Here is a 25,293-nt window from a genome sequence, read left to right as displayed (position 1 = left end):
CCGGCGCGCGGGCGCCCGGCGACAGCAGCAGGCGGCCGTAGCTCTGCGCGGGCAGTTCCTCGCGCAGCAGGGTGGCGATCCAGGCTTCGGCGCTGGTGTCGCCGCCCAGCAAGAAGGCCTCGAGCCCGGCGCTGCCGTCGGCGCGGCGCACCAGCCGCGCGGCGCGGCGCTGGCCGCGGCGGTGGTCGGCGTAGCGCAGGGTGTCGGCGGTCTGCAGGCCCAGCAGGGCTTCGATTTTCTCGACCAGCGCGGCGTCGGGCGCGTCGTGCGCGGCGGCGCGAAAGAGCACGCCGCTGCGCTCTGCTTCGCCGGGCGCGTTGCCCGCGAACGGCACGCAGGTGGCGAAGGGGAACAGCGCCATCAGCGGCTGCAGTGCGCGCTGCGCCGTGAGCGCGTCGCCGGCGGGCAGCCAGGCCATGGCCAGCAGCGACCACGGCAGCTCGGCCTTGAGGATCTTCACGGGCGTGTGCTTGAGCTCGGGCTGCTTCGAGGTGGGGCAGTAGGCCGGCGTGGTGAGCGCGTTGATGCCCGCCAGCCGCACGCCGGTCGACGAGCAGCCGCTCAGGTACTCCTCGCCCCAGTGCATGGCGACGAAGGCCTGGCTCAGGCCGATCTCGGCGCTGGCGCGCGCCGGCAGCAGGATCGAGCCGCGCTTGGACGTGAGGTGCACCAGGTCGCCCTCGGCGATCTGGCGGCGCGCCATGTCCTGCGCGTTCATCTGCACCACGGGCTCGGCCACGTGGCCGAACAGCTTGCCGACCGTGCCGGTGCGGCTCATGCCGTGCCACTGGTCGCGCAGCCGGCCGGTGTTCAGCGAGAAGGGAAAGCGTGCCTCGCGCGCCTCGGCCACGGGCTTGTAGGGCGTGTCGACGAAGCGCGCGCGGCCATCGGGCGTGGGGAACACGCCGTCTCCGTACAGGCGCACGCGGCCGGTGCGATCGCCTTCCTTCAGCGGCCATTGCTGCGGACCGGCGCTCTCGAGCATCGCGTAGCTCAGGCCGGTGATATCGAGGTCGCGCCCGCGCGTGGATTCGCGGTGTTCGTTCCAGACCGACTCGGCGCTCTCGTACGGGAACAGCGTGAAGCTGCGACCCAGCTGCTGTTCGAGCCGGCGCGCAAAGGCCACGCCGATCGACCAGTCGTTGCGCGCCTGGCCCGGTGCGGGCACGGCCGGGCGCACGCGCGAGATGCGGCGCTCGCTGTTGGTCACGGTGCCTTCCTTCTCGCCCCAGGTGGTGGCGGGCAGCAGCAGGTCGGCGAAGGCGCAGGTGGCGGTGGTGGCGAAGGCTTCCTGCACCACGACGAACTCGGCGCGTTCGAGCGCGCGGCGCACCGTGGCCTGGTCGGGCATCGACTGGGCGGGGTTGGTGCAGGCGATCCACAGCGCGCGGATCTCGCCGTCGGCCGCGGCCTGGAACATCTCCACCGCCGTCTTGCCGGGCTTCTCGGGCACCGAGGGCACGCCCCACAGCGCGGCCACTTCGGCGCGGTGCTCGGGGTTGGCCAGGTCGCGGTGCGCGCTCAGCAGGTTGGCCAGGCCGCCCACCTCGCGCCCGCCCATCGCATTGGGCTGGCCCGTGAGCGAGAACGGGCCCGCGCCGGGCTTGCCGATCTGGCCCGTGGCCAGGTGCAGGTTGATGAGCGCCGCGTTCTTCGCCGTGCCGCTGGACGACTGGTTCAGGCCCTGGCAATACAGGCTCAGCGTGGCGGGCGAGGTGGCGAACATGCGCGCCGCCGCGAGCAGGTCGTCCTTCGGAATGCCGCACACCTGCGCCACGGTGTCGGGCGTGCAGTCGCGCACCGTGGCCTTGAGCGCGTCGAAACCGTTGGTGCGGGCCGCGATGTAGGCGGTGTCGGTCCAGCCCTCCCACAGCATCAGGTGCAGCATGCCGTGGAACAGCATGACGTCGGTGCCGGGCTGGATCGGCAGGAACAGGTCGGCGATCTCGACCGTGTCGGTGCGGCGCGGGTCGGCCACGACGATCTTCAGCGCCGGGTTCGCGGCCTTCGCGTCCTCGATGCGGCGGAAAAGAATGGGGTGCGCCCACGCCGTGTTGCTGCCCACGATGAACAGGCACTCGGCGTGCTTCAGGTCGTCGTAGCAGGCCGGCGGCGCGTCGGCGCCCAGCGTCTGCTTGTAGCCGGCCACCGCGCTGCTCATGCACAGGCGCGAGTTGGTGTCGATGTTGTTGGTGCCGACCAGGCCCTTGGCCAGCTTGTTGAAGACGTAGTAGTCCTCGGTGAGCAGCTGGCCCGACACGTAGAAGCCGACCGCGTCGGGGCCGTGGTCGCGCACCACCTGCGCGAACTTGCCGGCGGCGAGGTCGAGCGCGTGGTCCCACGTCACGGGCGCGGGCGCCTCCTTGCGCGCGAGGCGCTGCAGGGGCTGCAACAGCCGCGTCTGGCGCGTGACGGTCGCGCTGGCCGTGAGGTGCAAGGTCGAGCCCTTGGTGCACAGGCGGCCGAAGTTCGCGGGGTGGTCGGGGTCGCCGCGCACGCCGGTGATCTGGTCGCCCTGCGATTCGATGATCACGCCGCAGCCGACGCCGCAATAGGGGCAGGTGGAGCGCGTCTCCTGGGTCATGCGGGCCTCAACCTTCTTCCGGGGACAGGACCGTCACGGCGGCCAGGCGCTGCGGTCCGGCGACCGGGCGCTCGAGGTCGAGCGCATGCGTGGCCAGCTCGCCCGCGTCCAGGTGCACCACGCCGTCTTCGAGCTTCACCGCGAACTTGGGCGTGCAGCCTTCGTCGGGTGAGCGGGCGCAGCCGTCGTCCAGGCCGATGGCCCAGTTGTGCAGCGGGCAGGCCACGCTGGTGCCGAACACGATGCCCTGGCTCAGCGGGCCGCCCTTGTGCGGGCAGCGGTCGAGCAGGGCAAAGACCTGGTCCTCGGCATTGCGGAACACGGCCACGTCCAGGCCGGCGGGCCGCATCACGCGGCGGGCACCGAGCACGGGGATGTCGTCGAGGCGGCAGATGGCTTTCCAATCGCTCATGGTGGGGCTCTCTTGTCTTTGGGGTCGGGCGCGGGTCAGGTCTTGATCTCGGCGTACAGGCCGGTCACGCGGTCCATGATCGCGAGCAGGTTCTCGCTGCTCACGAACACGTCGGACATCAGCGCGGGCGAGGCGCCCGCACCGTCCAGGCGCTGCAGGCCGCGGTTGAAGAACATCCATTGCGCGTCGGCCAGCACCAGCTCCTGGCGGATCTGCGCGGTGGCCTCGGGCGCGTTGCGCAACAGCTCGAGCGCGGCCAGGAATTCGGTGCGCGCCTTGGCGATCTCGGCGGTGCTGCCGGCCGGGTCGATCTGCATCGCCGCGGCAAGGTAGCACTTGGCCATGCGCTGCGACAGCATGCGCTGGCGCCCCGCGATGTTGACCAGCCGCCCGACCGGCCTGCCCGAGGCGGCCTCGTACTGCGCCGTGCCCTGGTGGGCCAGCGCGAGCACGGCGGCGTCGAGAGCGACGACCCGTGCGGCGGCGTCCCGGCCGGGCGCCGCGTCGGCCAGCTCGGTGCGGAACGCGCGCCAGGCGCCGTCCAGGCCGTCGTAGGTGGCGCGCAGCGTTGGCGTCGGCGCAAAGGCCTTGAGCTCGCCGAGCTGGCGCTCGAACAGCGCCACGGAACGGTCAAGCACCTGCTGCGCGCTGCGCGGCTCCACCTTCTGCACCAGCGCCAGGTAGGCCTTGCTCGCGCGCTGCGACAGCATGCGCTGGCGGCCGGCCTTGTTGATGGCGTCGTTGAGGTCGGCCACCTGCGCGCGGGCGCCCACCGGGGCGAGCGCGGCGAGGGCGGAAGAAGCAATGAAGAGTCGTCGTTTCAAGCGGTCGCTCCGATCACACGCTCAGCGGCGCAAACTGCCGCACATCCACCGAGGCCTGCGCCGATTCGAACCACGGGTCGGGCTCGCCGTCGAGCGCGAACTGCAGCCGTTCCCACAGCGACTTGCGGCCTTCGGCGTCTTCGAGGATCTTCTTCTTCACGTAGTCCAGGCCCACGCGGCCGATGTAGTGCACGGTGCGCTCCAGGTACCAGCCTTCCTCGCGGTACAGCTGCAGGAAGGCGCCGGCATGTTCCATCACTTCCCCGGCGGTCTTCACCTTCACGAGGAACTGCGCCACCTCGGTCTTGATGCCGCCGTTGCCGCCCACGTACAGCTCCCAGCCCGAGTCGACGCCGATCACGCCCACGTCCTTGATGCCGGCCTCGGCGCAGTTGCGCGGGCAGCCCGACACGGCCAGCTTTACCTTGTGTGGGGAGTACATGGCCCACAGCGCGCGCTCCAGGTCCTTGCCCATCTGCGTGCTGTCCTGCGTGCCGAAGCGGCACCACTCGCTGCCCACGCAGGTCTTCACCGTGCGCAGCGACTTGGCGTAGGCAAAGCCGCTGGGCATGCCGATGTCCTTCCACACGCCTTCCAGGTCTTCCTTCTTCACGCCCAGCAGGTCGATGCGCTGGCCGCCCGTGACCTTGACGGTCGGGATCTTGTACTTGTCGGCCGCATCGGCAATGCGCCGCAACTCGTCGGGCGTGGTGTGGCCGCCCCACATGCGCGGAATGACGGAGTAGGTGCCGTCCTTCTGGATGTTGGCGTGGCTGCGCTCGTTGATGAAGCGGCTCTGCGGATCGTCCTTCGCCTCTTTGGGCCAGGTGCTGATCAGGTAGTAGTTGACGGCCGGGCGGCAGGTGGCGCAGCCGTTGGGCGTGCGCCAGCCCATGCCGCGGTAGACCGCGTCGTGCGTGAGCCAGTGCTCCTTGCGGATCGCGTCGCGCACGTCCTGGTGGCTCATGTCGGTGCAGCCGCAGATCGCCTTCTTCTTCGGCGTGGCCGAGTAGTCGCCGCCGGCCGTGAACATCAGGATCTGCTCGACCAGCCCGGTGCACGAGCCGCAGCTGGCGCTGGCCTTGGTGTGCTTCTTCACCTCGTCGAGCGTGAACAGGCCCTTCTCCTTGATGGCCTTGCAGATAGTGCCCTTGTTCACGCCGTTGCAGCCGCACACCTCGGCGTCGTCGGGCATGCTCGCGGCCTTGCTGTGGCCTTCGTGGCCGGTGTCGCCGATGTTCGATTCGCCGAACATCAGCTTGTCGCGGATGTCGTGCACGCTGCGGCCGTCGCGCAGCAGCTTGAAGTACCAGCTGCCGTCCACCGTGTCGCCGTACAGGCAGGCGCCGATGAGCTTGTCGTCCTTGAGCACCAGCTTCTTGTAGACGCCGCCGAAGGGGTCGCTCATCACGATCTCCTCGGTGCCTTCGCCGCCCATGAACTCGCCGGCGCTGAACAGGTCGATGCCCGTCACCTTGAGCTTGGTCGAGGTGAGCGAGCCGAGGTAGCGACCGATGCCGAACTGCGCCAGGTGGTTGGCCGCCACCTTGGCCTGCTCGAACAGCGGCGCGACCAGCCCGTAGGCGATGCCGCGGTGCGCCGCGCATTCGCCCACCGAGTAGATGCGCGCGTCGGTCACGGTCTGCATCGTGTCGGTGACCACGATGCCGCGGTTGCAGTGCAGGCGCATCTTCTCGGCCAGCTCGACATTGGGGCGGATGCCCACGGCCATCACCACGAGGTCGGCCGCGACCTCGGTGCCGTCCTTGAAGCGGATCGCCTTCACGCGGCCGTCGTCGCCACCGACGAGGTCCTGCGTCTGCGCGCCCATGAGGAATTTCAGGCCCCGGTCTTCGAGCGACTTCTGCAGCAGCTTGCCCGCCACGTCGTCCAGCTGGCGCTCCATGAGCCAGGGCATCACGTGCACCACCGTCACGGTCATGCCGCGCAGCATCAGGCCGTTGGCGGCTTCCAGGCCCAGCAGGCCGCCGCCGATGACCACCGCGTTCTTGTGCGTGCGCGCGGTCTCGATCATGTAGTCGGTGTCGGCGATGTCGCGGTAGGCGATCACGCCCTTCAGGTCCTTGCCGGGCACGGGCAGCATGAAGGGGTTGGAGCCGGTGCACATCAGCAGGCGGTCGTAGGGCGCTTCGGTGCCATCTTCGGCGCGCACGATGCGGTTCACGCGGTCGACCTCGACCACCTTCTTGCCGGCATGCAGCGTGATGTGGTTGTCGCTGTACCACTCCCAGCTGTTGAGCACGATCTCGTCGACCGTCTGCTCGCCCGCGAGCACGGGCGACAGCAGGATGCGGTTGTAGTTGGGGTGCGGCTCGGCGCCGAAGACGGTGATGTCGTACAGGTCGGGCGCGATCTTCAGCAGCTCTTCGAGCGTGCGCACGCCGGCCATGCCGTTGCCGACCATCACGAGTTTCATTTTCTTCATGGGGCGGGACCTTTCAGGGAAATCAACCGAACGACGGCCCGCGGCGCGCGGTCAGAATCGCGCCATGAGCTTTGAAGTGGACATCGGCTACAGCAGCCAGCGCGGGCCGCGCGACGCGAACGAAGACTTCGCCGGCACGGTGCATGCGCCGGCCGGCGACGAGGCACGCGGGCTCATCGCGGCCATCGCCGACGGGGTCTCGAGCGGCGGACGCGGCCGCGAAGCGGCGCAGACCACGGTGATGGGTTTGCTGGCCGACTACTTCGCCACGCCTGCGACCTGGGAGCCGACCGCCGCGCTCGACCGTTTGATCGGCGCGCAGAACGGCTGGCTGGCCGACCACAACCGCCGGCGCCAGGGCAAGCAGGAGGGCGCCGGCACGGCGCTCACCACGCTCACCGCGCTGGTGCTGCACGGCCAGAGCTACACGCTGGCCCACGTGGGCGACACGCGCGCCTGGCGCGTGCGCGCCGACGGCGAACCCGCGCAGCTGCTCACGCAGGACCACGCCTTCGACCACCCCGACATGCGCAGCCGGCTCACGCGCGCCATCGGCCTGGACGACCAGGTGCGCGTCGACTACCTGCAGGGCGACGTGCGCGTGGGCGACTGCTTCGTGCTCAGCACCGACGGCGTGCACGGCGTGCTCAAGCCGCAGCAGGTGGCCGCGCTCGCGCTGCAGGGCGACGCCGAGGCCGCGAGCGAGGCGCTGGTGCAGGCCGCGCTGGCCGCCGGCACGCGCGACAACGCGACCGCGCTGGTGATCCGCGTGGTGGGGCTCGACGCGCGCCAGCTCGACGACGAACTCGGCGACGGCCGCCGCCTCGCGCCGCCGCCGTGGCTCAAGGTGGGCGACGTGCTCGACGGCTACGTCGTCACCGGCCTGGTGGCCGACACCGGCGTGCACCTGCTGTACCAGGCGCGCCATCCGGTCACGCGCGAGCTGGTCGCGCTCAAGACCCTGCACCCGTCGCGCGCCGGCGACCCGCAGGAGCGCGCGATGCTGGCGCACGAGGCCTGGCTGGGGCAGCGCGTGGGGCAGGGTGGCGGCTTCGTGCGCGTGCACGAGCGCGCGCCGGACGCCAGCGCGCTGTACATCGTGTTCGACTGGCACGGCGGGCGCACGCTCGAGCAGATGCGCAAGGACGGCACGCGCGGCACTGTGGCCGAGGTGGTCGCCGCGGCCATCGAGGTGAGCCGCGCGCTCGGGCGGTTGCACCGCCACGGCGTGGTCCACCGCGACATCAAGCCCGGCAACCTGCACCGGGGCGACGACGGCCGCTGGCGCATCCTCGACCTGGGCGTGGCGATCTCGGGCCGCGAGGGCGCGGCGCAGCGCGAGCTGCACGCGGGCACGCCGAGCTACATCAACCCCGAGCAGTGGGAAGAGGGCGGCGTGGCCGACGCGGGCAGCGACCTGTTCGCGCTCGGTGCCACGCTCTACCAATGGCTCGGCGGGCACCTGCCCTACGGCGAGATCGAGCCCTACCAGGTGGCGCGCTACCGGCGCGATCCGGTCGCGCTCTCGCGCCTGCGGCCCGACGTGCCCGTGTGGCTCGACCACCTCGTGCGCAAGGCCGTGGCCCGCGACCCGCGCGAACGCTTCGAGACCGCCGAGGAGATGCTGCTCGCGCTGGAGCGCGGCGCCTCGCGCCCCGTGAACGCGCCCGCCGCCACGCCGCTGATCCGCCGCGATCCGCTCGCGCTGTACCAGCTCGCGCTCGGCGTGTCGGTGCTGTTCAACGTGCTGCTCATCGTGTGGCTTCTCTTCCTGCCACGTTGAGCGGGGGCGGGCGACATGGCTCATGAACGGGCGGCCTTGCGAACGGGCGAGGGCTTGGCAACCGCAGGCGCCGGCGTGACGCGCGCGCGTCCGCCTTTTTCGGCCCAGGTGCGCGTCCAGCGGATCTGCATCACGCGCATCACGCCCAGCATCGCCAGCGAGAGCGCACCGAAGAACACGAAGCCCCAGGCATAGCTGCCCAGGTACTGCTTCGACAGGCCCATGGCGTTGGGCACCAGGCCGCCGCCGAGGGCGCCGATCTCTCCGATCATCGAGCCGGCCACCGCCGTGCTCGTGGGCCAGCGCAGCGGCACCAGCTGGAACAGCGCGCCGTTGCCCGCGCCCAGCGCGGCGAAGCACACGATCAGCAGCAGCGTGGTGAGCGCCAGCGAGCCCGACGAGAAGCCCACCAGCACGAGGCCCACGGCCACCACCAGCAGCACCACCGTGAGCGTGTTCACGCCGCCCCAGCGGTCGGACAGCCAGCCGCCCACGATGCGCACCGCCGCGCCCATGAAGGCCGCGAGCATCGTCAGCTGGCCCGCCTGCACCTTGCTCACGCCGAACTGGTCGTAGTAGTACGAGGGCAGGAAGGTCGTGAGGCCGATGAAGCCGCCGAAGGTCACGCCGTAGATCAGGCTGAAGACCCAGCCGTCTTTCTCGAACAGGCAGGCGATGTGGGCGCGGAAGCTGCCGTGCGGGTCCACGTCCGGCGGCTCCTTGGCGAAGAACACCATCACGACCATCGGGATGAGGATCGCGACGGCGGCCACGCCGTACACCGCCTGCCAGCCCAGCCAGTTGGCCAGCGGCGGCGCCACCAGCACCGACACGGCCGTGCCCACGTTGCCCGCGCCCACCAGGCCCATCGCCAAGCCCTTGTGCTGCGGCGGGAACCAGCCCGAGCCCAGCGACAGCGCCACGCCGAAGCTCGCGCCCGCGATGCCCAGCAGCACGCCCATGGCGAGCAGGTCGTTGAAGCTCTTCACGAAGAAGAAGCCGAACAGCATCGCCACGGCGATCAGGCCCATTTCGACCAGCGTGGCCTTCTTGCGGCCGATGTACTGCGACAGCAGGCCCAGCGGGAAGCGCATGAGCGCGCCCGCGATGATCGGCACCGACAGCATCAGGCCCTTCTGCGCGGGCGAGAGGTTGAAGGTCTCGCCGATGAAGGGCGCCATGGCGCCGTTGAGCACCCAGATGCAGCAGGAGAACGAGAAGTACAGGAAGGCCGCGAACAGGGTCGGACTGTGGCCTGACTGCAAGAAATTCCTGAAACCGGACATGGTGTTCAAAGGTGCAAAAAGCCGCGGCGCGACCGGGCAGCGGTCGTGTCGACGGACAGGGGTGGAGTCGGGAGGCCGGCGGCGAACGCCGTCGGCATGGGGGTGAGCCCGGCCTGAGGATGGCCGGGTTGGATGCAGGAACCTGCAGCCTCACCAAAGCGGTGCTTCGTTACACCGTGCCCCCTTCGATGCAAGAGGCGTGCCTGCGAATGCAGGCTGGCGTGGCCTATGCTTCCCGGGCCTTGCCACACCTTGCCGCCATGTCCCTTCTCGTCGTCCTTTCCCCTGAACCCGCTGAAGGCGAGCCCTTGCCGGCGTCGCTGCAGCAGTCGATCGATGCCGCGGGCGTCGCGGTGCTCGGGCGCGCGGGCTGCCACACGCTGGTGCAGCGCACGCAGGCGCTTGCACCGTCGATGGTCCTGGTGCATCTGGATGAAACAGAGCCGCAGCTCGACGCGCTGCTCGATGCGCTGGCCCCCTGGGGCGGCGCACCGCCGTGCGCCCTGGGCGTGATGAGCGCGCCGCTGGACGGCGCGCAGCACGCGGCGCTCGTGGCCGCGGGCGTGCACGGGTGGGTACCCATTGAAGGCGTCGATTCGCTCGCGGCACTGATCGCGCAGGCGCAGGCCCGCTGGACCCGCGAGGCCGCGCTGCGCACAGAACTCGATGCCCTGCGCACGCGCATGGACGAGCGCAAGTGGGTCGATCGCGCCAAGGGCCTGCTGATGTCTGCGCGCGGCATCGGCGAGGACGAGGCCTTCGGCCTGCTGCGCGGCGCCGCGATGCACGCCAACCTGCGGCTGGGCGAGGTGTCGCGCTCGGTCATCGAGGCCGCGCAGTGGGCCGAGGCGATCAACCGCGCGGGCCAGCTGCGCATGCTCTCGCAGCGGCTGGTGCGCGTGGCGGCGCAGCTCGCGGCCGGCATCGATGCGCAGCGTGCGCGCGTGCTGCGCACGCAGTCGACCGAGCGGGTGCAGCAGACGCTGGATCATCTGACGGCCCTCGAGCTGGGCCCGGCCGGCGTGCAGGCGCTCGGCGAGGTGCAGGCGGCGTGGCTCGCGCTGGCCGCGCTGCTGGTTGCCAAGCCGGCATCGCAAGGGCTGGCCGCGATCGATGCGCGCGGCGAGGCCTTGCTGTCGGCGGCCGAGGCGCTGACGGACGCGCTGGAAGCGTCGGGTGCACGGCGCGCGCTGCGCATCGTCAACATCTGCGGACGGCAGCGCATGCGCGCGCAGCGTCTCGCCAAGGACGCGCTGCTGGCCTCGACGCTCGCGGCCGGCGCCTCGCGTGAGCGGCTGCTGCCGACCATGAACGAATTCGAAGCCGCGCTGCTGGAGCTGGAGCGTGCCCCGCTCAGCTCGCCCGAGATCCGTGCCGGGCTGGCGAGCGCGCGCGACGAGTGGCTGCGCCTCGTCGGCGGCGTGCAGGCGCTCGACAGCCCCGAGGGGCGCGCCACGCTGGTGCGCTCCAGCGAAGCGCTCGTGGACACCTTCGAGCGCCTGACCGGGTGGTACGAGCACAGCCTGCAGGTCATCATGTCTTGATGCCCGTCGTGCCGCGCCTGCCGGGTCAGGCCGCGGCCTTCTCCACATGCGCCTGGCGCGTGTAGAGGAAATCGATCACCGCCTTGCGCGCATGCACATAGGCCGGGTCTTCGGCCAGCGCGACGCGGTTGCGCGGGCGCGCGATGTCCACCGCCAGCACGTCGCCGATGGTGGCGGCCGGGCCGTTGGTGAGCATCACGATGCGGTCGCTGAGCAGCACGGCTTCGTCGACATCGTGCGTGACCATGACGACGGTGCTGCGCGTCTTCTGCACGATGGCGAGCAGTTCGTCCTGCAGCTTGGCGCGGGTGAGGGCGTCGAGCGCGCCGAAGGGCTCGTCCATCAGCAGCACCTTGGGCTCCATCGACAGCGCACGGGCGATGCCCACGCGCTGCTTCATGCCGCCCGAGATTTCGCCAGGCCGCTTCTGCGCCGCGGGCGTGAGGCCCACCAGCGCGAGCGCCGCGTCGGTGCGCTCGCGCAGCTGCGCCTTGCTTTCGGTGGCCGCGAACACGCGCTCGACCGCGAGGTACACGTTCTCGAAGCAGGTGAGCCAGGGCAGCAGCGAGTGGTTCTGGAACACCACGGCGCGCTCGGGGCCCGGGCCCTTGATCTCCTTGTTGGCGCACAGCAGCACGCCTTGCGTGGGCGTGGTCAGTCCGGCGATGAGGTTCAGCAGCGTCGACTTGCCGCAGCCCGAGTGCCCGATGAGCGTGACGAACTCGCCCTTGGCCACGTTCAGGTTCACGTCGCGCAGCGCGACGAAGCGGCCCTTGGGCGTCTTGAACGCCTGTTCGACGTTGTGGATCTCGATGTACTTGGAATCGTCGTTCATGACTTCACCTCTTCGAACGTGAATGCGGTGGCGAGCTTGATGAGCGCGAACTCCAGCACCAGGCCGACGATGCCGATCACGAAGATCGCGATGATGATGTTGGCGACGTTGAGGTTGTTCCACTCGTCCCACACCCAGAAGCCGATGCCGACGCCGCCCGTGAGCATCTCGGCCGCGACGATCACCAGCCACGCGGTGCCCACCGCCAGCCGCACGCCCGTGAGCATGTAGGGCAGCACGGCGGGAAAGAGGATCTTGGTGAGGATCTTCCATTCGCTGAGGTTGAGCACCTTGGCCACGTTCATGTAGTCGCTGGGCACGCGCTGCACGCCCACGGCGGTGTTGATGACCATCGGCCAGATCGAGCAGATGAAGATGGTCCAGATCGCGGCCGGGTTGGCGCCCTTGAACACCAAGAGGCCGATGGGCAGCCACGCCAGCGGCGACACCGGGCGCAGCAGGCTGATGAGCGGGTTGAACATGCGCGAGAGGAACTCGAAGCGCCCGATGGCGAAGCCGGCCGGAATGCCGACCGCCGCCGCCAGGCCGAAGCCCAGCGCCACGCGCTGCAGTGACGACAGCACGTTCCAGCCCACGCCCTGGTCGTTCGGCCCCTTGCTGTAGAACGGGTCGCTGAACACCGTGAGCGCCTGCTGCCAGGTGGCCAGCGGCGAGGGGAAGCCGGTGGTGCTCTTCATGGCCACGATCTCCCACACCAGCACCAGCAGGCCGAAGCCCAGGAACGGCGGGAGCACGCGCATCCAGAAGGCGCGCAGATCGAGGGGCGCGCGGGTGCGCGGCATGGGTGCCGCCGCCGCAACGGCCGCAGCAGGGGCGGGTGCCAGGGGCCTGGACACCACGGGCGCGGTGACCTGCGAGGCCACGGCGTCGAGCGGGGAATGGAAGACAGCGCTGACCATGGTGCGTTTCTCCTCAGACATGGAGCTTGAAAGACTCGGCGTACTTCTTCGGGTCCTTGCCGTCCCAGACGGTGCCGTCGAAGAGCTTGCTGGTGCGCAGCACGTCCTTGGGCACGGGCGTCTGCGTGGCGGCGGCGGCCTGCTTGTAGATGTCGATGCGGTTGATCTCGGTGGCCACCTTCAGGTAGTCGGGGTGCTCCTTCAAGAGGCCCCAGCGCTTGTGCTGCGTGAGGAACCACATGCCGTCCGAGAGGTACGGGAAGTTCACGGCGCCGCCGTTGTAGAACTTCATGTGGTTGGGGTCGTCCCAGCTCTTGCCCAGGCCGTTGGTGTAGCGGCCCAGGATGCGCTGGTTGATCGCGTCCACGCTGGTGTTGACGTAGCTCTTGTCAGCAATGGTTTCGGCCATCTTGTTCTTGTTCTGCAGGCCGGTGTCGATCCACTTGCCGGCCTCGAGGATCGCGGCCGTGACGGCGCGCGCGGTGTTCGGGTACTTCTTCGTGAACTCCGCGGTGCAGCCCAGCACCTTCTCGGGGTGGTCCTTCCAGATGTCCTGGGTGGTGATGCCGGTGAAGCCGATGCCGTCCATGATCGCGCGCTGGCCCCAGGGCTCGCCCACGCAGTAGCCGTCCATGTTGCCCACGCGCATGTTGGCCACCATCTGCGGGGGCGGCACGGTGATGTTCTTCACGTCCTTGAACGGATCGATGCCGGCCGAGGCGAGCCAGTAGTAGAGCCACATGGCGTGCGTGCCGGTGGGGAAGGTGTGGGCGAAGGTGTATTCGCCCTTTTCCTTGGCGATGAGCTTGGCGAGCGAGGCCGCATCGACCGCGCCCTTGTCGGCCAGCTTCTTGGACAGCGTGATGGCCTGGCCGTTGTTGTTCAGGGTCATGAGCACGGCCATGTCCTTCTTCGGGCCGCTCACGCCCAGGTGCATGCCGTACACGAGGCCGTAGAGCACGTGCGCCATGTCGAGGTCGCCGTTCACGAGCTTGTCGCGTACGCCGGCCCAGCTGGCTTCCTTGCTGGGGACGATCTTCACGCCGTACTTCTTGTCGATGCCCAGCACCGAGGCCATCACCACGCTGGCGCAATCGGTCAGCGGGATGAAGCCGATCTTCACTTCTTCCTTCTCGGGCTTGTCCGAGCCCTGGGCCCAGACGGCGGCGCGCAGCGCGGGGTCGATGCCCACGGCGCCGAGGGCGGCGGCCTGCAGCACGCGGCGCCGGCTCAGTTTGGTTTTCAGCAGCAGATCGGACATGGCGGGGCTCCAGAAGTGAAAGACAAAAACGAAAAGGCGTCCGCACCGCGCAGGGGCTGCTCGTGAACGAGCCCTTGCGGGATGGGGACGCCTTTGTCCGGTTCGGTGGGCCGCACCCGCCGTTGGGTGCAACCTGCCTTTGAGACCTTGCGGTCCCGTGCCAAGGGCTACGCAAGCGACGTGCCAGCTCGAACCCGCCATTGGGAGCTATGGAAAAGATAGCTGGCAGGGCGCGCCGGTGCAGGAGAAAGTTCCTGCTGGCTCGCTAACCCGGGCGACGCACAGTTGTTGTGCGCTGCACCAATCCAAGCGGCCCGGGTCAGCGTCGCGGTGCAGGCTCGAGCGGCAGGTAGTCGGCCATGGCCAGCATCGACTCGGCCACGTCGACGAGGCGGCGCTTCTGGTTCATGGCGGTCTGGCGCAGCATCTTGTGCGCCTCGGCCTCGCTCAGGCGGCGGTGCGCCATCAGCAGGCCCTTGGCGCGCTCGACGATCTTGCGTTCGTTGAGCGAGGCACGCACGGTGTCGAGCTCGTCGCTCATGGCCTGCAGGCGCTGCGACTGCTCCTGGACCATGTCGAGCACCGAGCGTTCGAGGTGGCGCCCGAGCTGCGCCGGCGTGGCATCCTGCGCCTGCTGGGCATCGTCGAAGAAGAGCGCGCCGCCGGCCTGCGGGGCCAGCGTGCCGAGCAGTTGCCGGTAGGCCGCCAGCTCGCTGCGCGCCTGGGCGGTCTTGTGGTCGCACAGCGCGCGCAGGTCGGCCGAGAGGCGGTTCTCGACCGTCTGCATGGCGTCGATGCGCCGCGTGCAGCAGTCGAACCAGGCCTGGCTCAGCAGCGCGTCGGCCGGCACCGAGGTGGCGCCCTTGCGGCGCAGGCGCTCGAGTTCGGCCAGCACGGCGTCCGACTGGCTGTCGTGCCACAGCGTGCGCACCGCGTCGCCCGAGAAATCGATGAACACCTGGAAGCAGCGCTCCTGCGACTCGATGAGGTGGCGCCACTGCTGGCGCTGCGCGTCGTCGCCCCGGCCCAGCGCGAGCGCGGCGGCGCCGAAGGCCCGCTCCTGGCCGGCGAACTCCTTGCCCTGCATGAAATTGAACATCGCCACCAGCAGGCGCGAGATTTCGGGGTCGGTGGCGCCGTCGGCCGCCTCGAACACCACCGCCAGCAGGCCGGCCACCAGCTTGGCGAAGGCGGCCACGGCCTGCGCGGGCTGGAGTTCGAGCGCGTCGATGCGCCGGCGCAGCGCGGGCAGGGCGTCCAGACCGGGCAGCACCCAGGCGATGCGGCTGAACAGGCGCGCGCCGTGGCCGGCGCCCACCGCGCGGTGGTGCTCGGCCTCGAGCCGGTCGAAGCCGGCGCGCACCTGCTGCTCGAGCGCCAGGCATTCGGCGATCTGCGGGCCGCGCTGATCAGCAAAGCGCCCGCCGTGCGAGGCCAGGAACACGTTCGACATGCCGCGCTCGCGCTGCAGCGCATGCACGAGCCGCCCGATGGCGCCGACCAGCTCGCTGGTGCGCGCGAGCTGGTCCAGCGCGTCGATCTCGCATCGGCGCGCGGCGATCAGGAAGCTCAGGCCGGAAGTCATTCGTGGGGGCGCAGAAGGAGCGCATTCCGCTCGTGCAACTTCCGTGCCTCGCTTGCCCCTTCGCGGGCGCCGCCGGCGGGCGGCCCCTACACTCGGCGCCATGCTCTTGTTGGGAATCGAATCATCCTGCGACGAGACCGGCGTGGCGCTGGTCGAGTCGCACGGCGACGCGCTGCCGCTGCTGCGTTCGCACGCGCTGCACAGCCAGATCGCCATGCACCAGGCCTACGGCGGCGTGGTGCCCGAGCTGGCCAGCCGCGACCACATCCGCCGCGTGCTGCCGCTCACCGAAGCCGTCATGGCCGAGGCCGGGCGCTCGCTGGCCGAGATCGACGTGGTGGCCTACACGCGCGGGCCCGGCCTGGCCGGCGCGCTGCTGGTGGGCGCCGGCGTGGCCTGCGCGCTCGGCGTGGCGCTGGGCAAGCCGGTGCTGGGGGTGCATCACCTCGAAGGGCATCTGCTGTCGCCGTTCCTGAGCGCCGACCCGCCCGAATTTCCGTTCGTGGCGCTGCTGGTGTCGGGCGGCCACACGCAGCTGATGCGGGTCGACGGCGTGGGCCGCTACGAACTGCTCGGCGAAACCATCGACGACGCGGCCGGCGAGGCCTTCGACAAGAGCGCCAAGCTCATGGGCCTGCCGTACCCCGGCGGCCCCTGGCTCGCGAAGCTGGCCGAAGAGGGCGACGCCGCGGCCTTCAAGCTGCCGCGCCCGCTACTGCACAGCGGCGATCTCGACTTTTCGTTTGCCGGACTGAAGACGGCCGTGCTCACGCAGGCCAAGAAGCTCGGCGACCAGCTCGAGGCGCGCAAGGCCGACCTTGCCGCCTCCACGCAGGCGGCGATCGTCGAGGTGCTGCTGAAGAAGTCGCTCGCGGCGCTGGACCAGACCGGCCTGAAGCGGCTGGTGGTGGCCGGCGGCGTGGGGGCCAACAGGAACCTGCGCGAGCAACTGAACGCGGCCTGCGCCAAGCGCAAGGTGCGCGTGCACTACCCCGAGTTGCATCTGTGCACCGACAACGGCGCCATGATCGCCATGGCCGCCGCGATGCGGCTGCAATCAGGCCTGTCGCAGGCTTCGGAGCGCTATGCCTTCGACGTCAGGCCGCGATGGCCGATGGCATCGCTGATGACGCCCGAGACGCCGCTGCCGGAAACCGCGTAGCCGGCTGCTGCCGTGCGCGCCCCAGCGAGGGCAGCGGCAGCACGTCGAGCACGTTGCGCCAGAGCTGGCGCCACTCGGGCCAGTCGTGGCCGCCTTCGGTCGTGAACACGCGCCCCGGGGGCAGGGCGTCGGCCAGCAGCTTGTGGTTGCTGGCAAAGCGGTCGGCCAGGCCGAAACCCAGGTACAGCGGCGGCAGGTCCTGGGAGGGCTTCGGCGCCAGGTATTGCTGGAAGAAGGGCCAGAGCTTGCGGTCGGGTTCCTCGTCGGGCTGCGGCCCGGTGGGCGCCTGCCAGGCGCGCAGGCCGCCGGCCTTCTTGATTTCCGCGCCGAGCACGCGGCGCCCGAGGTAGGGCGCCAGCGCCACGATGCCATCCACCGAGCCCGGCCGCGCCAGTTCGTGGATCAGCGCGCCGAACCCGCCAATGGAAATGCCGACCAGCCAGATCGAGGTGTAGCCCTTGGCCCGCTGGGGCTCGATGACGTCGGCGTGCAGCCGCTCGCTGAGGGTCTGGTCGTAGTAGTAGGAGACGTCCGCATCGACCAGCAGTGCGTCGGCTGCGAGGTGCCGCTCGCGCACGGCGCTGATGAAACCCTCGCGCTCGAACTCTTCGGGTTTGAGGTAGGCCCCTGGCAGGAAGATCAGGAGCGTGTCGGACCGTTCATTGTCATTGGCTGACTGCAGGTGCGTTTTCATGGTGCCTTGAGGCACACCCGCTGTCCGCACCGCCCGGGAACTCGATGCGTTTACGAGATGCCCACGAAGAAGAAAGTACTAATAAATCGTCACATCATGTGACGTTATCCGGCACTATTGTGAATACGGCGCTTGTTTAAAGTCAAAACAAGCTGTCACTAACATTTTCTTCGTGGGGGCATCGCCGGGACTAGTTGATCTGCAAGTTCGAAACCTGGCTTGCCGGCACCAGCTTGCCCAGCTTCAGGGTCAGCACGCCGTTCTCCAGCTTGGCTTCGCTGGTGGCCAGGTCGATGGCTTGCGGCAGCTCGTAGGCGAGCTTGATCTGGCGCTTGGCTTCGGCCTTGCTTTCGATGCGGACCACGGCGCCTTCGATGGCCACCGACAGGTCTTCACGCGACAGGCCGGGCACGTCCAGCGACAGGGTCCAGCTCTTGTCGTCCTGCTCGACCAGGGGCGAGCGGCGGGCGCCGGCAAAGGCCTCGTTCACGAAGCGCTCGAAAGCGCGGTCGTGGGCACGGGGAGCGAAATGCGCGCTGCGGTGGGTGGGGGTGAAGAACATGGCGAAAACTCCTGGGTGAATGAACACAATGGGGACATGGAATGTGTGTCCCTTACACTGCGCGGCCTTTCCATCGTGAGTGCCGCTTGACACCTCATCTAGGCGCATCGGCACGCGTTTCAAGACAATGAAAACCCCCTTTATTTGGCGCCGCCAGGCCTTGAAATTCGCAGCGGCGGCGCTATGCGCGACCCCGTTCGCCGGCCTGGCCCAGGCCCCGCAACCCGCCCCGATCCGGCTGGCGCTCATCGAGAGCATGAGCGGCCCGTTTGCCAACACCGGCGAGGCCGTGTTCCGCAACCTGCAGTGGGCCGTGGAGCGCGTGAACGCGCGCGGCGGTGTGAAGCTGGCCGGCGGCGCGCGGCCGCTGCAACTGGACCGCTATGACAGCAAGGGCCAGAACGAAGAGGCGCTGTCGGCGCTGCGCGCGGCCATGGACGACGGCACTCGCATCGTGCTGCAGGGCAACTCGTCGGTGACGGCGGCGGCGCTGATCGACGCCATCGACAAGAACAACGAGCGCGACCCCTCGCGCCGCGCGATCTTCCTGAACTACTCGGCGGTCGATCCGGTGCTGACCAACGAGCGCTGCAGCTTCTGGCACTTCCGCTTCGACGCCCACGCCGACATGCGCGTGGCCGCGCTGATGGACGTGGTCAAGGACGATGCGGCGCTCAAGCGCGTCTACCTGATCGGCCAGGACTACAGCTTCGGCCAGGCCGTGCTGCGCGAGTCGCGCCGCCAGCTGGGCGTGCAGCGCCCCGACGTGGAAATCGTCGGCGACGAGCTGCACCCGATGGGCAAGGTGAAGGACTTCGCGCCCTACGCCACCAAGATCCTCGCCAGCGGCGCGCAGGCGGTGGTCACCGGCAACTGGGGCAACGACCTCACGCTGCTCGTGAAGGCCGCGCGCGAAGCCGGCTTCAACGGCAGCTTCTACACCTTCTACGGCAATGCGCTGGGCGCGCCGGCCGCCATCGGCGACGCAGGCATTGGCCGCGTGGTCGCCGTGGCCGACTGGCTGCCGAACGTGCAGACGCCGCAGTCCGAGGCCTTCTACCGCGCCTTCCGCACGCGTTTTCCGCGCCCGGCCGACGACTACGTGCACATGCGCATGCAGCTGCTGGTCGAGTCGCTCGCGCAGGCGCTGGAACGCGCGGGCAGCACCGAGGCCGTGCCGCTGGCGCGCGCGCTGGAGCAGGCCGACGTGAGCCTGTACGGCCAGCGTGGCCGCATGCGCGCGGCCGACCACCAGTTCCAGCAGCAACTGGTAGTGGGCGTGATGGACAAGCAGGGCAAGCCCGGCGTGCAGTTCGACGTCGAGGGCTCGGGCTACGGCTTTCGCGTGATCAAGACGATCGCGCCCGAACGCGCCGAGCAGCCCACCTCTTGCAAGATGAAGCGCCCCTGAGGTGCATGACCCCGACAGCACAGGAACTCCCCGACATGCGTGAAGCCATCCACCACCTCGAAGCCTCGAAGATCCGCGAAGTCGCCAATGCCGGCATGGGCCGCGACGACGTGCTCGCCTTCTGGTTCGGCGAGAGCGACGAGGTCACTCCCGAGGTGATCCGCCAGGCGGCCATCGAATCGCTGCAGCGCGGCGAAACCTTCTACGCGCACAACCTCGGCTTGCCCGAACTGCGCGAAGCCATCGCGCGCTACACCAGCCGCCTGCACCCGACGGTCGACGCCTCGCGCATCGCCGTCACCTCGGGCGGCGTGAGCGCGCTGATGCTTGCGGTGCAGGCGCTGGTCGACGCGGGCGACGACGTGGTCGCGGTCACGCCCGTGTGGCCCAACCTCACGGCGCAGCCGGCGATCATGGGCGCGCAGGTGCGCACCGTACCGCTGGTGCCGGTGAACGGGCAGTGGACGCTCGATCTGCCCGCGCTGCGCGCGGCGGTCACGTCGAAGACGAAGCTGCTGATCGTCAACGCGCCGAACAACCCCACGGGCTGGACGATGACGCGCGACGAGCAGCAGGCCGTGCTCGACCATTGCCGCGAGACCGGCACCTGGATCCTGGCCGACGAGGTGTACGAGCGGCTGTACTTCGAGCCCACGCCGAACGGCTGCGCGCCGAGCTTCCTCGACATCTCGACGCCCGACGACCGCCTCGTCGTCACGCACAGCTTCTCGAAGAGCTTCCTCATGACCGGCTGGCGCCTCGGCTGGCTGGTGCTGCCGCCGGCGATGGTCGACGGCATCGGCAAGCTGATCGAGTTCAACACCTCGTGCGCCAGCGTGTTCACGCAGCGCGCCGCCATCGCGGCGCTCGAGCACACGGCCGACATCACGCCGCGCGTGGTCGCGCACCTGAAGCAGTGCCGCGACACGCTGGTGCCGCTGCTGGCGGCCGTGCCGGGCGTGCAGGTGGCGCCGGCCAAGGGCGGCATGTATGCCTTCTTCCGGCTCGAAGGTTTTGGCGATTCGCTCGAACTCGCCAAGCGCCTGGTTGCCGAAGCGGGCCTGGGGCTCGCGCCGGGCAACGCCTTCGCGCCCGAGGCGCAGGGCTGGCTGCGCTGGTGCTTCGCGTCGAAAGACCCGCAGCGGCTGGTGCAGGGCGTGGAGCGGCTGCGCGGCTGGCTGGCGAAGCAGGCGCGCTGAGGTTTTCCGGCATGGCGTCGCCGTCGAGCTTCGCGCCCGTCGATGCCGTGCGCATTCGCGGCTCGGCGCTGCCGGGCCTGCAGGCGATCGCGGCCGAATCGAAGCGCAGCTTTCCGCGCCACATGCACGACGTGTTCGGCATCGGCGTGATGGACCGCGGCGGACAGCGCTCGGCCAGCGGACGCGGTGCGGTCGAGGCGGTGCGCGGCGATGTCATCACGGTGAATCCGGGCGAGGTGCACGACGGTGTCGCGATGCGCGGTGAGGGGCGCGCGTGGCGCATGCTGCATCTGGCGCCTGCGCTGCTGTCGGATGGCGTACCGGCGGGGTTCGAGCTGACGCGGCCGGTGCTGAGCGATCCGGCGCTGCGGCAGGGCTTCGACCGGTTGTTCGCGGCCGTGGTCGAAGGCGAGGACGCGCTGGCGCTGGAGCAGGGCGTGCTGCAGCTGCTGCGCGATGCGCCCGGCACGCGAGCTCCCGAGTCACCACGGCGCGTGGCACCGGCAGCGATGGAGCGTGCGCGCGCACGCATCGCCGACGACTGCATTCACGCGCCCACGCTCGCCGAACTGGCACGCGAGGCGGGCCTGAGCCGCTACCAGTTGCTGCGCGGCTTTGCGGCGGCCTTCGGGCTGCCGCCGCATGCCTGGCTGCAGCAGTGCCGGCTGTCGCGCGCCCGCCGGTTGATCGCGCAGGGCAGGGCGCTGGCCGATGCCGCAGCCGGTGCAGGCTTCTCTGACCAGAGCCACATGACGCGGGCCTTCGTGCGCTTCCTGGGCTTCACGCCCGGGGCGTATGCGGCGGCGCGCTAGCTCGATTCCTGCAATTTCGTTCAAGACCGCCGCGCGCCTGGCGGGAGACGCTCGCGCTTTCTGCAAAACGGAAGGCAAAGAAGCATGTCGGAACGAAGCAAGGGAATGTGGCTGTGCGCGCTCGCGATGGTCACGGTCGGCAGCACGGTGGTCGCGAGCAAGCTCATCGCCAGCGGCCTGCCGCCGTTCACGGCGACCGCGCTGCGCTTTGCGCTGGCGCTGCCCGTGTTCGTGGCGCTGATGGGGTTCATGCGCGTGCGCTGGCCGCGCCCGGACCGCCACGACGCCGTGCTGCTGCTGTGCCAGGCGGCGGCGGGCAGCGTCGGCTACACGGTGCTGCTGATCCTGGGCGTGCGCTGGGCGCCGGCCGCCGACGCGGGCGTGGTGACCGGCACGCTGCCGGCGATGGCCGCGCTGGTGGCTGTGCTGGCGCTGCGCGAGCGGCCGGGGCGCTACCTGGTGGGCGGGATCGTGCTCGCGAGCCTGGGCGTGCTGGCGATCACGCTGCGCCCGGGCGGGGAGGGCGGTGAGCGCACGTCGACCGCGCTGCTCGGCAACCTGCTGGTGCTGGGGGCGGTGGCGCTCGAGTCGCTGTTCATCTTGCTCAACAAGCGGCTGCGCGTGCCGTTGGCGCCTCTCGTGCAGTCGACCGCGATGGTCGCGCTGGGGCTGCTGCTGTCCGTGGTTCCGGCGCTGCTGGAGCGCGCGTGGCTTCAGCCGGTGCCGGCCGAGGCGCTGGCCGGGGTGGCCTACTACGCGCTGGTGCCGACGGTGGCCGGCTTCCTGCTCTGGTACGCGGGTGCCGCCCGGCTGCGGGGCGCCGAGGCGGCGCTGTTCACGGCGCTGATGCCGGTGTCGGCACTGGTCCTGGCGGCGTGGTGGCTGGGGGAGGCGGTGGGATGGGCCCAGGTCGCCGGCGCCGCCTGCGTGCTGGGGGCCGTGGGGCTGGTTTCGCTTGACGGAAGGCGGCGGGAGGGAGCGGTCAAGCCGGCCGATGTATACTCCCAAAGCTTTGCATGCCGCAAGGCGCACGGTGAGGGCAGTTCCAGTGCTCACCGCAAGTCAAACATCCCGGAACAAGGAAATTCAACATGATCGCAGCCTCCATCAAGGCCGAAGTTGTCAAGGACAACGCCCGTGCAGCCAACGACACTGGCAGCCCCGAAGTGCAAGTCGCACTGCTGACCGCCCGTATCAACGAGCTGACCCCCCACTTCAAGACGCACGCCAAGGACCACCACGGTCGTCGCGGCCTGCTGCGCATGGTCAGCCGCCGTCGCAAGCTGCTCGACTACCTCAAGTCCAAGGACGCCGAGCGTTACACCGCGCTGATCGCCAAGCTGGGTCTGCGCAAGTAATTCGAATCGCATGAAAAAACGCCTGGGTTAGTCCGCTAGCTCAGGCGTTTTTTACTTCGCGATCCACTTTCGGAGTGCCCAACAGAGCGAAGCTGTGTCATTCCAATGAAGTTCGCCCCGAGCTTCGCTGGAATGGCATCGTGTTCTGAGCAGCCTCCGCCCCTTGCGAATCCTGTGTGATTCGCTATCAAAATAGGAGCAAAAATGAGCCTCTTCAACAAAATCACCAAGTCCTTCCAATGGGGCGACAAGACCGTCGTCATGGAAACCGGTGAAATCGCCCGCCAGGCAACCGGCGCCGTGCTGGTCGACATCGACGGCACCGTGATCCTGGCGACCGTGGTCGCCTCCAAGACCGCCAAGCCCGGCCAGGATTTCTTCCCGCTGACCGTCGACTACATCGAGAAGACCTATGCCGCCGGCAAGATCCCCGGCAGCTTCTTCAAGCGTGAAGCCAAGCCCAGCGAACACGAAACCCTGACCAGCCGCCTGATCGACCGCCCGATCCGCCCGCTGTTCCCCGAAGGTTTCCTGAACGAAGTGCACGTGGTGATTCACACCGTGTCGCTGAACCCTGAAGTCGACGCCGACATCGCCGCCATGATCGGCGTGAGCGCCGCGCTGTCGATCTCCGGCATCCCGTTCAGCGGCCCGATCGGTGCCGCCCGCGTGGGCTACATCAACGGCCAGTACGTGCTGAATCCGGGCCCCACCGCCCGCAAGGATTCGCAGATGGACCTCGTCGTCGCCGGCACGCAAGCCGCCGTGCTGATGGTCGAATCCGAAGCCCAGCAACTCAGCGAAGAAATCATGCTGGGTGGCGTGGTGTTCGGTCACGAGCAGGCCAACATCGCGATCAACGCGATCCACGACCTCGTGCGCGACGCCGGCAAGCCGGAATGGCTCAAGGAAGGCACCTGGGTGCCTGAAGCCAAGGACGAAGACTTCATCGCCAAGATCAACGGCCTGGCCGAAGAAAAGCTGCGCGCCGTCTACCAGATCCGCAGCAAGCAAGCCCGCACGCAAGCCCTGCGCGAAGCCAATGCCAGCGTCTTCACGGCACTGAAGGCCGAAGGCGCCGAGTTCGACGCCGGCAAGGTCAGCGACCTGCTGTTCGCGATCGAATCGCGCATCGTGCGCGGCCAGATCCTGCAAGGCGAGCCGCGCATCGACGGCCGCGACACGCGCACCGTGCGCCCCATCGAAATCCGCAACTCCGTGCTGCCCCGCACCCACGGCTCGGCGCTGTTCACGCGCGGCGAGACGCAGGGTCTGGTCGTCACCACGCTCGGCACCGAGCGCGACGCACAGCGCATCGACGCGCTGGCCGGCGAGTACGAGGACCGCTTCCTGTTCCACTACAACATGCCTCCCTTTGCCACCGGTGAAGTGGGCCGCATGGGCTCCACCAAGCGCCGCGAAGTGGGTCACGGCCGTCTGGCCAAGCGCGCGCTCGTCGCCGTGCTGCCGACCAAGGAAGAATTCCCGTACACCATCCGCGTGGTGTCGGAAATCACCGAGTCGAACGGCTCCTCGTCGATGGCTTCGGTCTGCGGCGGCTGCCTCTCGATGATGGACGCCGGCGTGCCCATGAAGGCACACGTGGCCGGCATCGCCATGGGCCTGATCAAGGAAGACAACCGCTTCGCGGTGCTGACCGACATCCTGGGCGACGAAGATCACCTGGGCGACATGGACTTCAAGGTGGCTGGCACGACCAACGGCATCACCGCGCTGCAGATGGACATCAAGATCCAGGGCATCACCAAGGAAATCATGCAGGTCGCACTGGCTCAGGCCAAGGAAGCGCGCATGCACATCCTGGGCAAGATGCAAGAAGCGATGGGCGAGGCCAAGGCCGACGTGTCGCAGTTCGCACCGCGCCTGACCACGCTGAAGATCAACCCCGAGAAGATCCGCGACGTGATCGGCAAGGGCGGCGCGGTCATCCGCGGCCTGCAGGAAGAAACCGGCACGACGATCAACATCGACGAAGACGGCACCATCACCATCGCCTCGACCGATCCGGAAAAGGCCGAATTCGCCAAGAAGCGCATCGAGCAGATCACCGCTGAAGTCGAAATCGGCAAGGTCTACGAAGGCCCGATCACCAAGATCCTGGACTTCGGCGCGCTGGTCAACCTGCTGCCCGGCAAGGACGGCCTGCTGCACATCAGCCAGATCGCACACGAGCGCGTCGAGAAGGTGACCGACTACCTGAGCGAAGGCCAGATCGTGAAGGTCAAGGTTCTCGAGACCGACGAAAAGGGCCGCGTCAAGCTGTCCATGAAGGCCCTGACCGAGCGTCCGGCCGGCATGGAATACAGCGAGCGCCCGCCGCGCGAAGACCGTGGTGATCGCGGCGACCGTGGCGGCGACCGCCGCGAGCGTTCGGACCGTGGCGACCGCGGTGACCGCGGCGGCGATCGTGGCGAGCGCGCACCGCGCTTCAACGACCAGCAGCAACAGCCCCGCGGCGAGCCGCAACAGCAGCCCGCCGGCGAGTCGCAGCAGCAAGCGCCGCGCGAACCGCAGGAGTAAGCAGTGAGGCGCGACGGCCTGTGCCGTCGCCTCTCGCGTGGACAGTGGTGATGCCCGCCCCGTGCGGGCATCCG

The 25,293-nt window shown here is 69.2% G+C and carries 20 protein-coding genes; 9 read left to right on the top strand and 11 right to left on the bottom strand.

The annotated features are described in order from the left end of the window. The 4 genes from VBO01S_RS14625 to nirB form a co-directional block, all read right to left on the bottom strand. The coding region (locus tag VBO01S_RS14625; protein WP_062475474.1) for a molybdopterin oxidoreductase family protein at positions 1–2,584 on the bottom strand (2,584 nt) is incomplete at its 3' end. Between the two features lie 7 nt (positions 2,585–2,591). Then, the gene (gene nirD, locus VBO01S_RS14620; protein ID WP_062475470.1) at positions 2,592–2,996 is read right to left on the bottom strand and encodes a nitrite reductase small subunit NirD; all 405 of its coding nucleotides are present in this window, start codon (positions 2,994–2,996) and stop codon (positions 2,592–2,594) included. Positions 2,997–3,031: 35 nt separating this feature from the next. Beyond that, a complete protein-coding gene (locus VBO01S_RS14615) occupies positions 3,032–3,820 on the bottom strand; it encodes a type IV pili methyl-accepting chemotaxis transducer N-terminal domain-containing protein (protein ID WP_062475467.1) in 789 nt (262 codons plus the stop codon). A 13-nt stretch (positions 3,821–3,833) separates the two neighbouring features. After that, positions 3,834–6,266, bottom strand: coding sequence for a nitrite reductase large subunit NirB (gene nirB, locus VBO01S_RS14610; RefSeq protein ID WP_062475465.1), 2,433 nt, complete (start codon positions 6,264–6,266; stop codon positions 3,834–3,836). Positions 6,267–6,330: 64 nt separating this feature from the next. Between nirB and VBO01S_RS14605 the strand changes: the two genes are divergently transcribed. After that, entirely contained in the window at positions 6,331–8,049 is a 1,719-nt protein-coding gene (locus VBO01S_RS14605; RefSeq protein ID WP_062475462.1) for a bifunctional protein-serine/threonine kinase/phosphatase, read from the top strand. A 20-nt stretch (positions 8,050–8,069) separates the two neighbouring features. On the opposite strand, the gene VBO01S_RS14600 is transcribed toward VBO01S_RS14605, so the two are convergent. Beyond that, complete coding sequence (locus VBO01S_RS14600; protein ID WP_062475477.1) at positions 8,070–9,335, bottom strand: MFS transporter; 1,266 nt, start codon at positions 9,333–9,335, stop codon at positions 8,070–8,072. Positions 9,336–9,595: 260 nt separating this feature from the next. Here VBO01S_RS14600 and VBO01S_RS14595 point away from each other — a divergent pair, with 260 nt between their 5' ends. Next, entirely contained in the window at positions 9,596–10,879 is a 1,284-nt protein-coding gene (locus VBO01S_RS14595) for a type IV pili methyl-accepting chemotaxis transducer N-terminal domain-containing protein (protein ID WP_062475459.1), read from the top strand. 25 nt (positions 10,880–10,904) lie between these two features. Here VBO01S_RS14595 and VBO01S_RS14590 read toward each other — a convergent pair whose 3' ends face one another. From VBO01S_RS14590 to VBO01S_RS14575, 4 genes are all read right to left on the bottom strand, one after another. Then, positions 10,905–11,714, bottom strand: a complete 810-nt coding sequence (locus VBO01S_RS14590) for an ABC transporter ATP-binding protein (RefSeq protein ID WP_062475456.1) — start codon at positions 11,712–11,714, stop codon at positions 10,905–10,907. Continuing rightward, a complete protein-coding gene (gene ntrB / locus VBO01S_RS14585) occupies positions 11,711–12,634 on the bottom strand; it encodes a nitrate ABC transporter permease (RefSeq protein ID WP_062475454.1) in 924 nt (307 codons plus the stop codon). The genes VBO01S_RS14590 and ntrB overlap by 4 nt, the downstream gene beginning before the upstream one ends. A gap of 13 nt (positions 12,635–12,647) precedes the next feature. Next, positions 12,648–13,895 (bottom strand): CmpA/NrtA family ABC transporter substrate-binding protein, encoded by a 1,248-nt coding sequence (locus tag VBO01S_RS14580; RefSeq protein ID WP_062475451.1) that lies wholly within the window; start codon positions 13,893–13,895, stop codon positions 12,648–12,650. A gap of 319 nt (positions 13,896–14,214) precedes the next feature. Next, complete coding sequence (locus tag VBO01S_RS14575; protein WP_062475447.1) at positions 14,215–15,480, bottom strand: nitrate regulatory protein; 1,266 nt, start codon at positions 15,478–15,480, stop codon at positions 14,215–14,217. Positions 15,481–15,580: 100 nt separating this feature from the next. Between VBO01S_RS14575 and tsaD the strand changes: the two genes are divergently transcribed. Then, the gene (tsaD, locus tag VBO01S_RS14570; RefSeq protein WP_062475444.1) at positions 15,581–16,642 is read left to right on the top strand and encodes a tRNA (adenosine(37)-N6)-threonylcarbamoyltransferase complex transferase subunit TsaD; all 1,062 of its coding nucleotides are present in this window, start codon (positions 15,581–15,583) and stop codon (positions 16,640–16,642) included. Here the strand turns inward: tsaD and VBO01S_RS14565 are convergent. Both VBO01S_RS14565 and VBO01S_RS14560 read right to left on the bottom strand, forming a co-directional pair. Then, a complete protein-coding gene (locus VBO01S_RS14565) occupies positions 16,578–17,336 on the bottom strand; it encodes an alpha/beta hydrolase (RefSeq protein WP_062475441.1) in 759 nt (252 codons plus the stop codon). The two genes, tsaD and VBO01S_RS14565, sit on opposite strands and share 65 nt — an antisense overlap. A gap of 190 nt (positions 17,337–17,526) precedes the next feature. Beyond that, complete coding sequence (locus VBO01S_RS14560) at positions 17,527–17,898, bottom strand: Hsp20/alpha crystallin family protein (RefSeq protein WP_062475437.1); 372 nt, start codon at positions 17,896–17,898, stop codon at positions 17,527–17,529. Positions 17,899–18,025: 127 nt separating this feature from the next. On the opposite strand from VBO01S_RS14560, the gene VBO01S_RS14555 reads away from it, so the two are divergent. From VBO01S_RS14555 to pnp, 6 genes are all read left to right on the top strand, one after another. Next, entirely contained in the window at positions 18,026–19,309 is a 1,284-nt protein-coding gene (locus tag VBO01S_RS14555; protein ID WP_062475434.1) for a branched-chain amino acid ABC transporter substrate-binding protein, read from the top strand. Between the two features lie 5 nt (positions 19,310–19,314). Then, positions 19,315–20,508 (top strand): pyridoxal phosphate-dependent aminotransferase, encoded by a 1,194-nt coding sequence (locus VBO01S_RS14550; protein ID WP_082818144.1) that lies wholly within the window; start codon positions 19,315–19,317, stop codon positions 20,506–20,508. A gap of 11 nt (positions 20,509–20,519) precedes the next feature. Then, positions 20,520–21,320, top strand: coding sequence for an AraC family transcriptional regulator (locus tag VBO01S_RS14545; protein ID WP_062475428.1), 801 nt, complete (start codon positions 20,520–20,522; stop codon positions 21,318–21,320). A gap of 84 nt (positions 21,321–21,404) precedes the next feature. After that, a complete protein-coding gene (locus tag VBO01S_RS14540; RefSeq protein WP_082818143.1) occupies positions 21,405–22,415 on the top strand; it encodes a DMT family transporter in 1,011 nt (336 codons plus the stop codon). After that, entirely contained in the window at positions 22,412–22,678 is a 267-nt protein-coding gene (gene rpsO / locus VBO01S_RS14535) for a 30S ribosomal protein S15 (protein WP_056579564.1), read from the top strand. Before VBO01S_RS14540 ends, rpsO begins: the two co-directional genes overlap by 4 nt. Before the next feature lie 204 nt (positions 22,679–22,882). Beyond that, on the top strand, positions 22,883–25,219 hold the full coding sequence (pnp, locus tag VBO01S_RS14530; RefSeq protein WP_062475425.1) for a polyribonucleotide nucleotidyltransferase: 2,337 nt from the start codon (positions 22,883–22,885) through the stop codon (positions 25,217–25,219). Positions 25,220–25,293: the final 74 nt, after the last annotated feature.

This window comes from Variovorax boronicumulans NBRC 103145 (assembly GCF_001591345.1).
Classification (GTDB): Bacteria; Pseudomonadota; Gammaproteobacteria; order Burkholderiales; family Burkholderiaceae_C; genus Variovorax; species Variovorax boronicumulans.
Note: the sequence above shows the minus strand (reverse complement) of the source record. Positions and strands in the feature narration are given on the sequence as shown.

What these genes read in the sequence shown, in the direction of transcription:
- nirD (WP_062475470.1), bottom strand. Translation starts at nt 2,996, where the DNA reads ATGAGCGATTGGAAAGCCATCTGCCGCCTCGACGACATCCCCGTGCTC.
- nirB (WP_062475465.1), bottom strand. Translation starts at nt 6,266, where the DNA reads ATGAAGAAAATGAAACTCGTGATGGTCGGCAACGGCATGGCCGGCGTG.
- VBO01S_RS14605 (WP_062475462.1), top strand. Translation starts at nt 6,331, where the DNA reads ATGAGCTTTGAAGTGGACATCGGCTACAGCAGCCAGCGCGGGCCGCGC.
- VBO01S_RS14600 (WP_062475477.1), bottom strand. Translation starts at nt 9,335, where the DNA reads ATGTCCGGTTTCAGGAATTTCTTGCAGTCAGGCCACAGTCCGACCCTG.
- VBO01S_RS14595 (WP_062475459.1), top strand. Translation starts at nt 9,596, where the DNA reads ATGTCCCTTCTCGTCGTCCTTTCCCCTGAACCCGCTGAAGGCGAGCCC.
- VBO01S_RS14590 (WP_062475456.1), bottom strand. Translation starts at nt 11,714, where the DNA reads ATGAACGACGATTCCAAGTACATCGAGATCCACAACGTCGAACAGGCG.
- ntrB (WP_062475454.1), bottom strand. Translation starts at nt 12,634, where the DNA reads ATGGTCAGCGCTGTCTTCCATTCCCCGCTCGACGCCGTGGCCTCGCAG.
- VBO01S_RS14580 (WP_062475451.1), bottom strand. Translation starts at nt 13,895, where the DNA reads ATGTCCGATCTGCTGCTGAAAACCAAACTGAGCCGGCGCCGCGTGCTG.
- VBO01S_RS14575 (WP_062475447.1), bottom strand. Translation starts at nt 15,480, where the DNA reads ATGACTTCCGGCCTGAGCTTCCTGATCGCCGCGCGCCGATGCGAGATC.
- tsaD (WP_062475444.1), top strand. Translation starts at nt 15,581, where the DNA reads ATGCTCTTGTTGGGAATCGAATCATCCTGCGACGAGACCGGCGTGGCG.
- VBO01S_RS14565 (WP_062475441.1), bottom strand. Translation starts at nt 17,336, where the DNA reads ATGAAAACGCACCTGCAGTCAGCCAATGACAATGAACGGTCCGACACG.
- VBO01S_RS14560 (WP_062475437.1), bottom strand. Translation starts at nt 17,898, where the DNA reads ATGTTCTTCACCCCCACCCACCGCAGCGCGCATTTCGCTCCCCGTGCC.
- VBO01S_RS14555 (WP_062475434.1), top strand. Translation starts at nt 18,026, where the DNA reads ATGAAAACCCCCTTTATTTGGCGCCGCCAGGCCTTGAAATTCGCAGCG.
- VBO01S_RS14550 (WP_082818144.1), top strand. Translation starts at nt 19,315, where the DNA reads ATGACCCCGACAGCACAGGAACTCCCCGACATGCGTGAAGCCATCCAC.
- VBO01S_RS14545 (WP_062475428.1), top strand. Translation starts at nt 20,520, where the DNA reads ATGGCGTCGCCGTCGAGCTTCGCGCCCGTCGATGCCGTGCGCATTCGC.
- VBO01S_RS14540 (WP_082818143.1), top strand. Translation starts at nt 21,405, where the DNA reads ATGTCGGAACGAAGCAAGGGAATGTGGCTGTGCGCGCTCGCGATGGTC.
- rpsO (WP_056579564.1), top strand. Translation starts at nt 22,412, where the DNA reads ATGATCGCAGCCTCCATCAAGGCCGAAGTTGTCAAGGACAACGCCCGT.
- pnp (WP_062475425.1), top strand. Translation starts at nt 22,883, where the DNA reads ATGAGCCTCTTCAACAAAATCACCAAGTCCTTCCAATGGGGCGACAAG.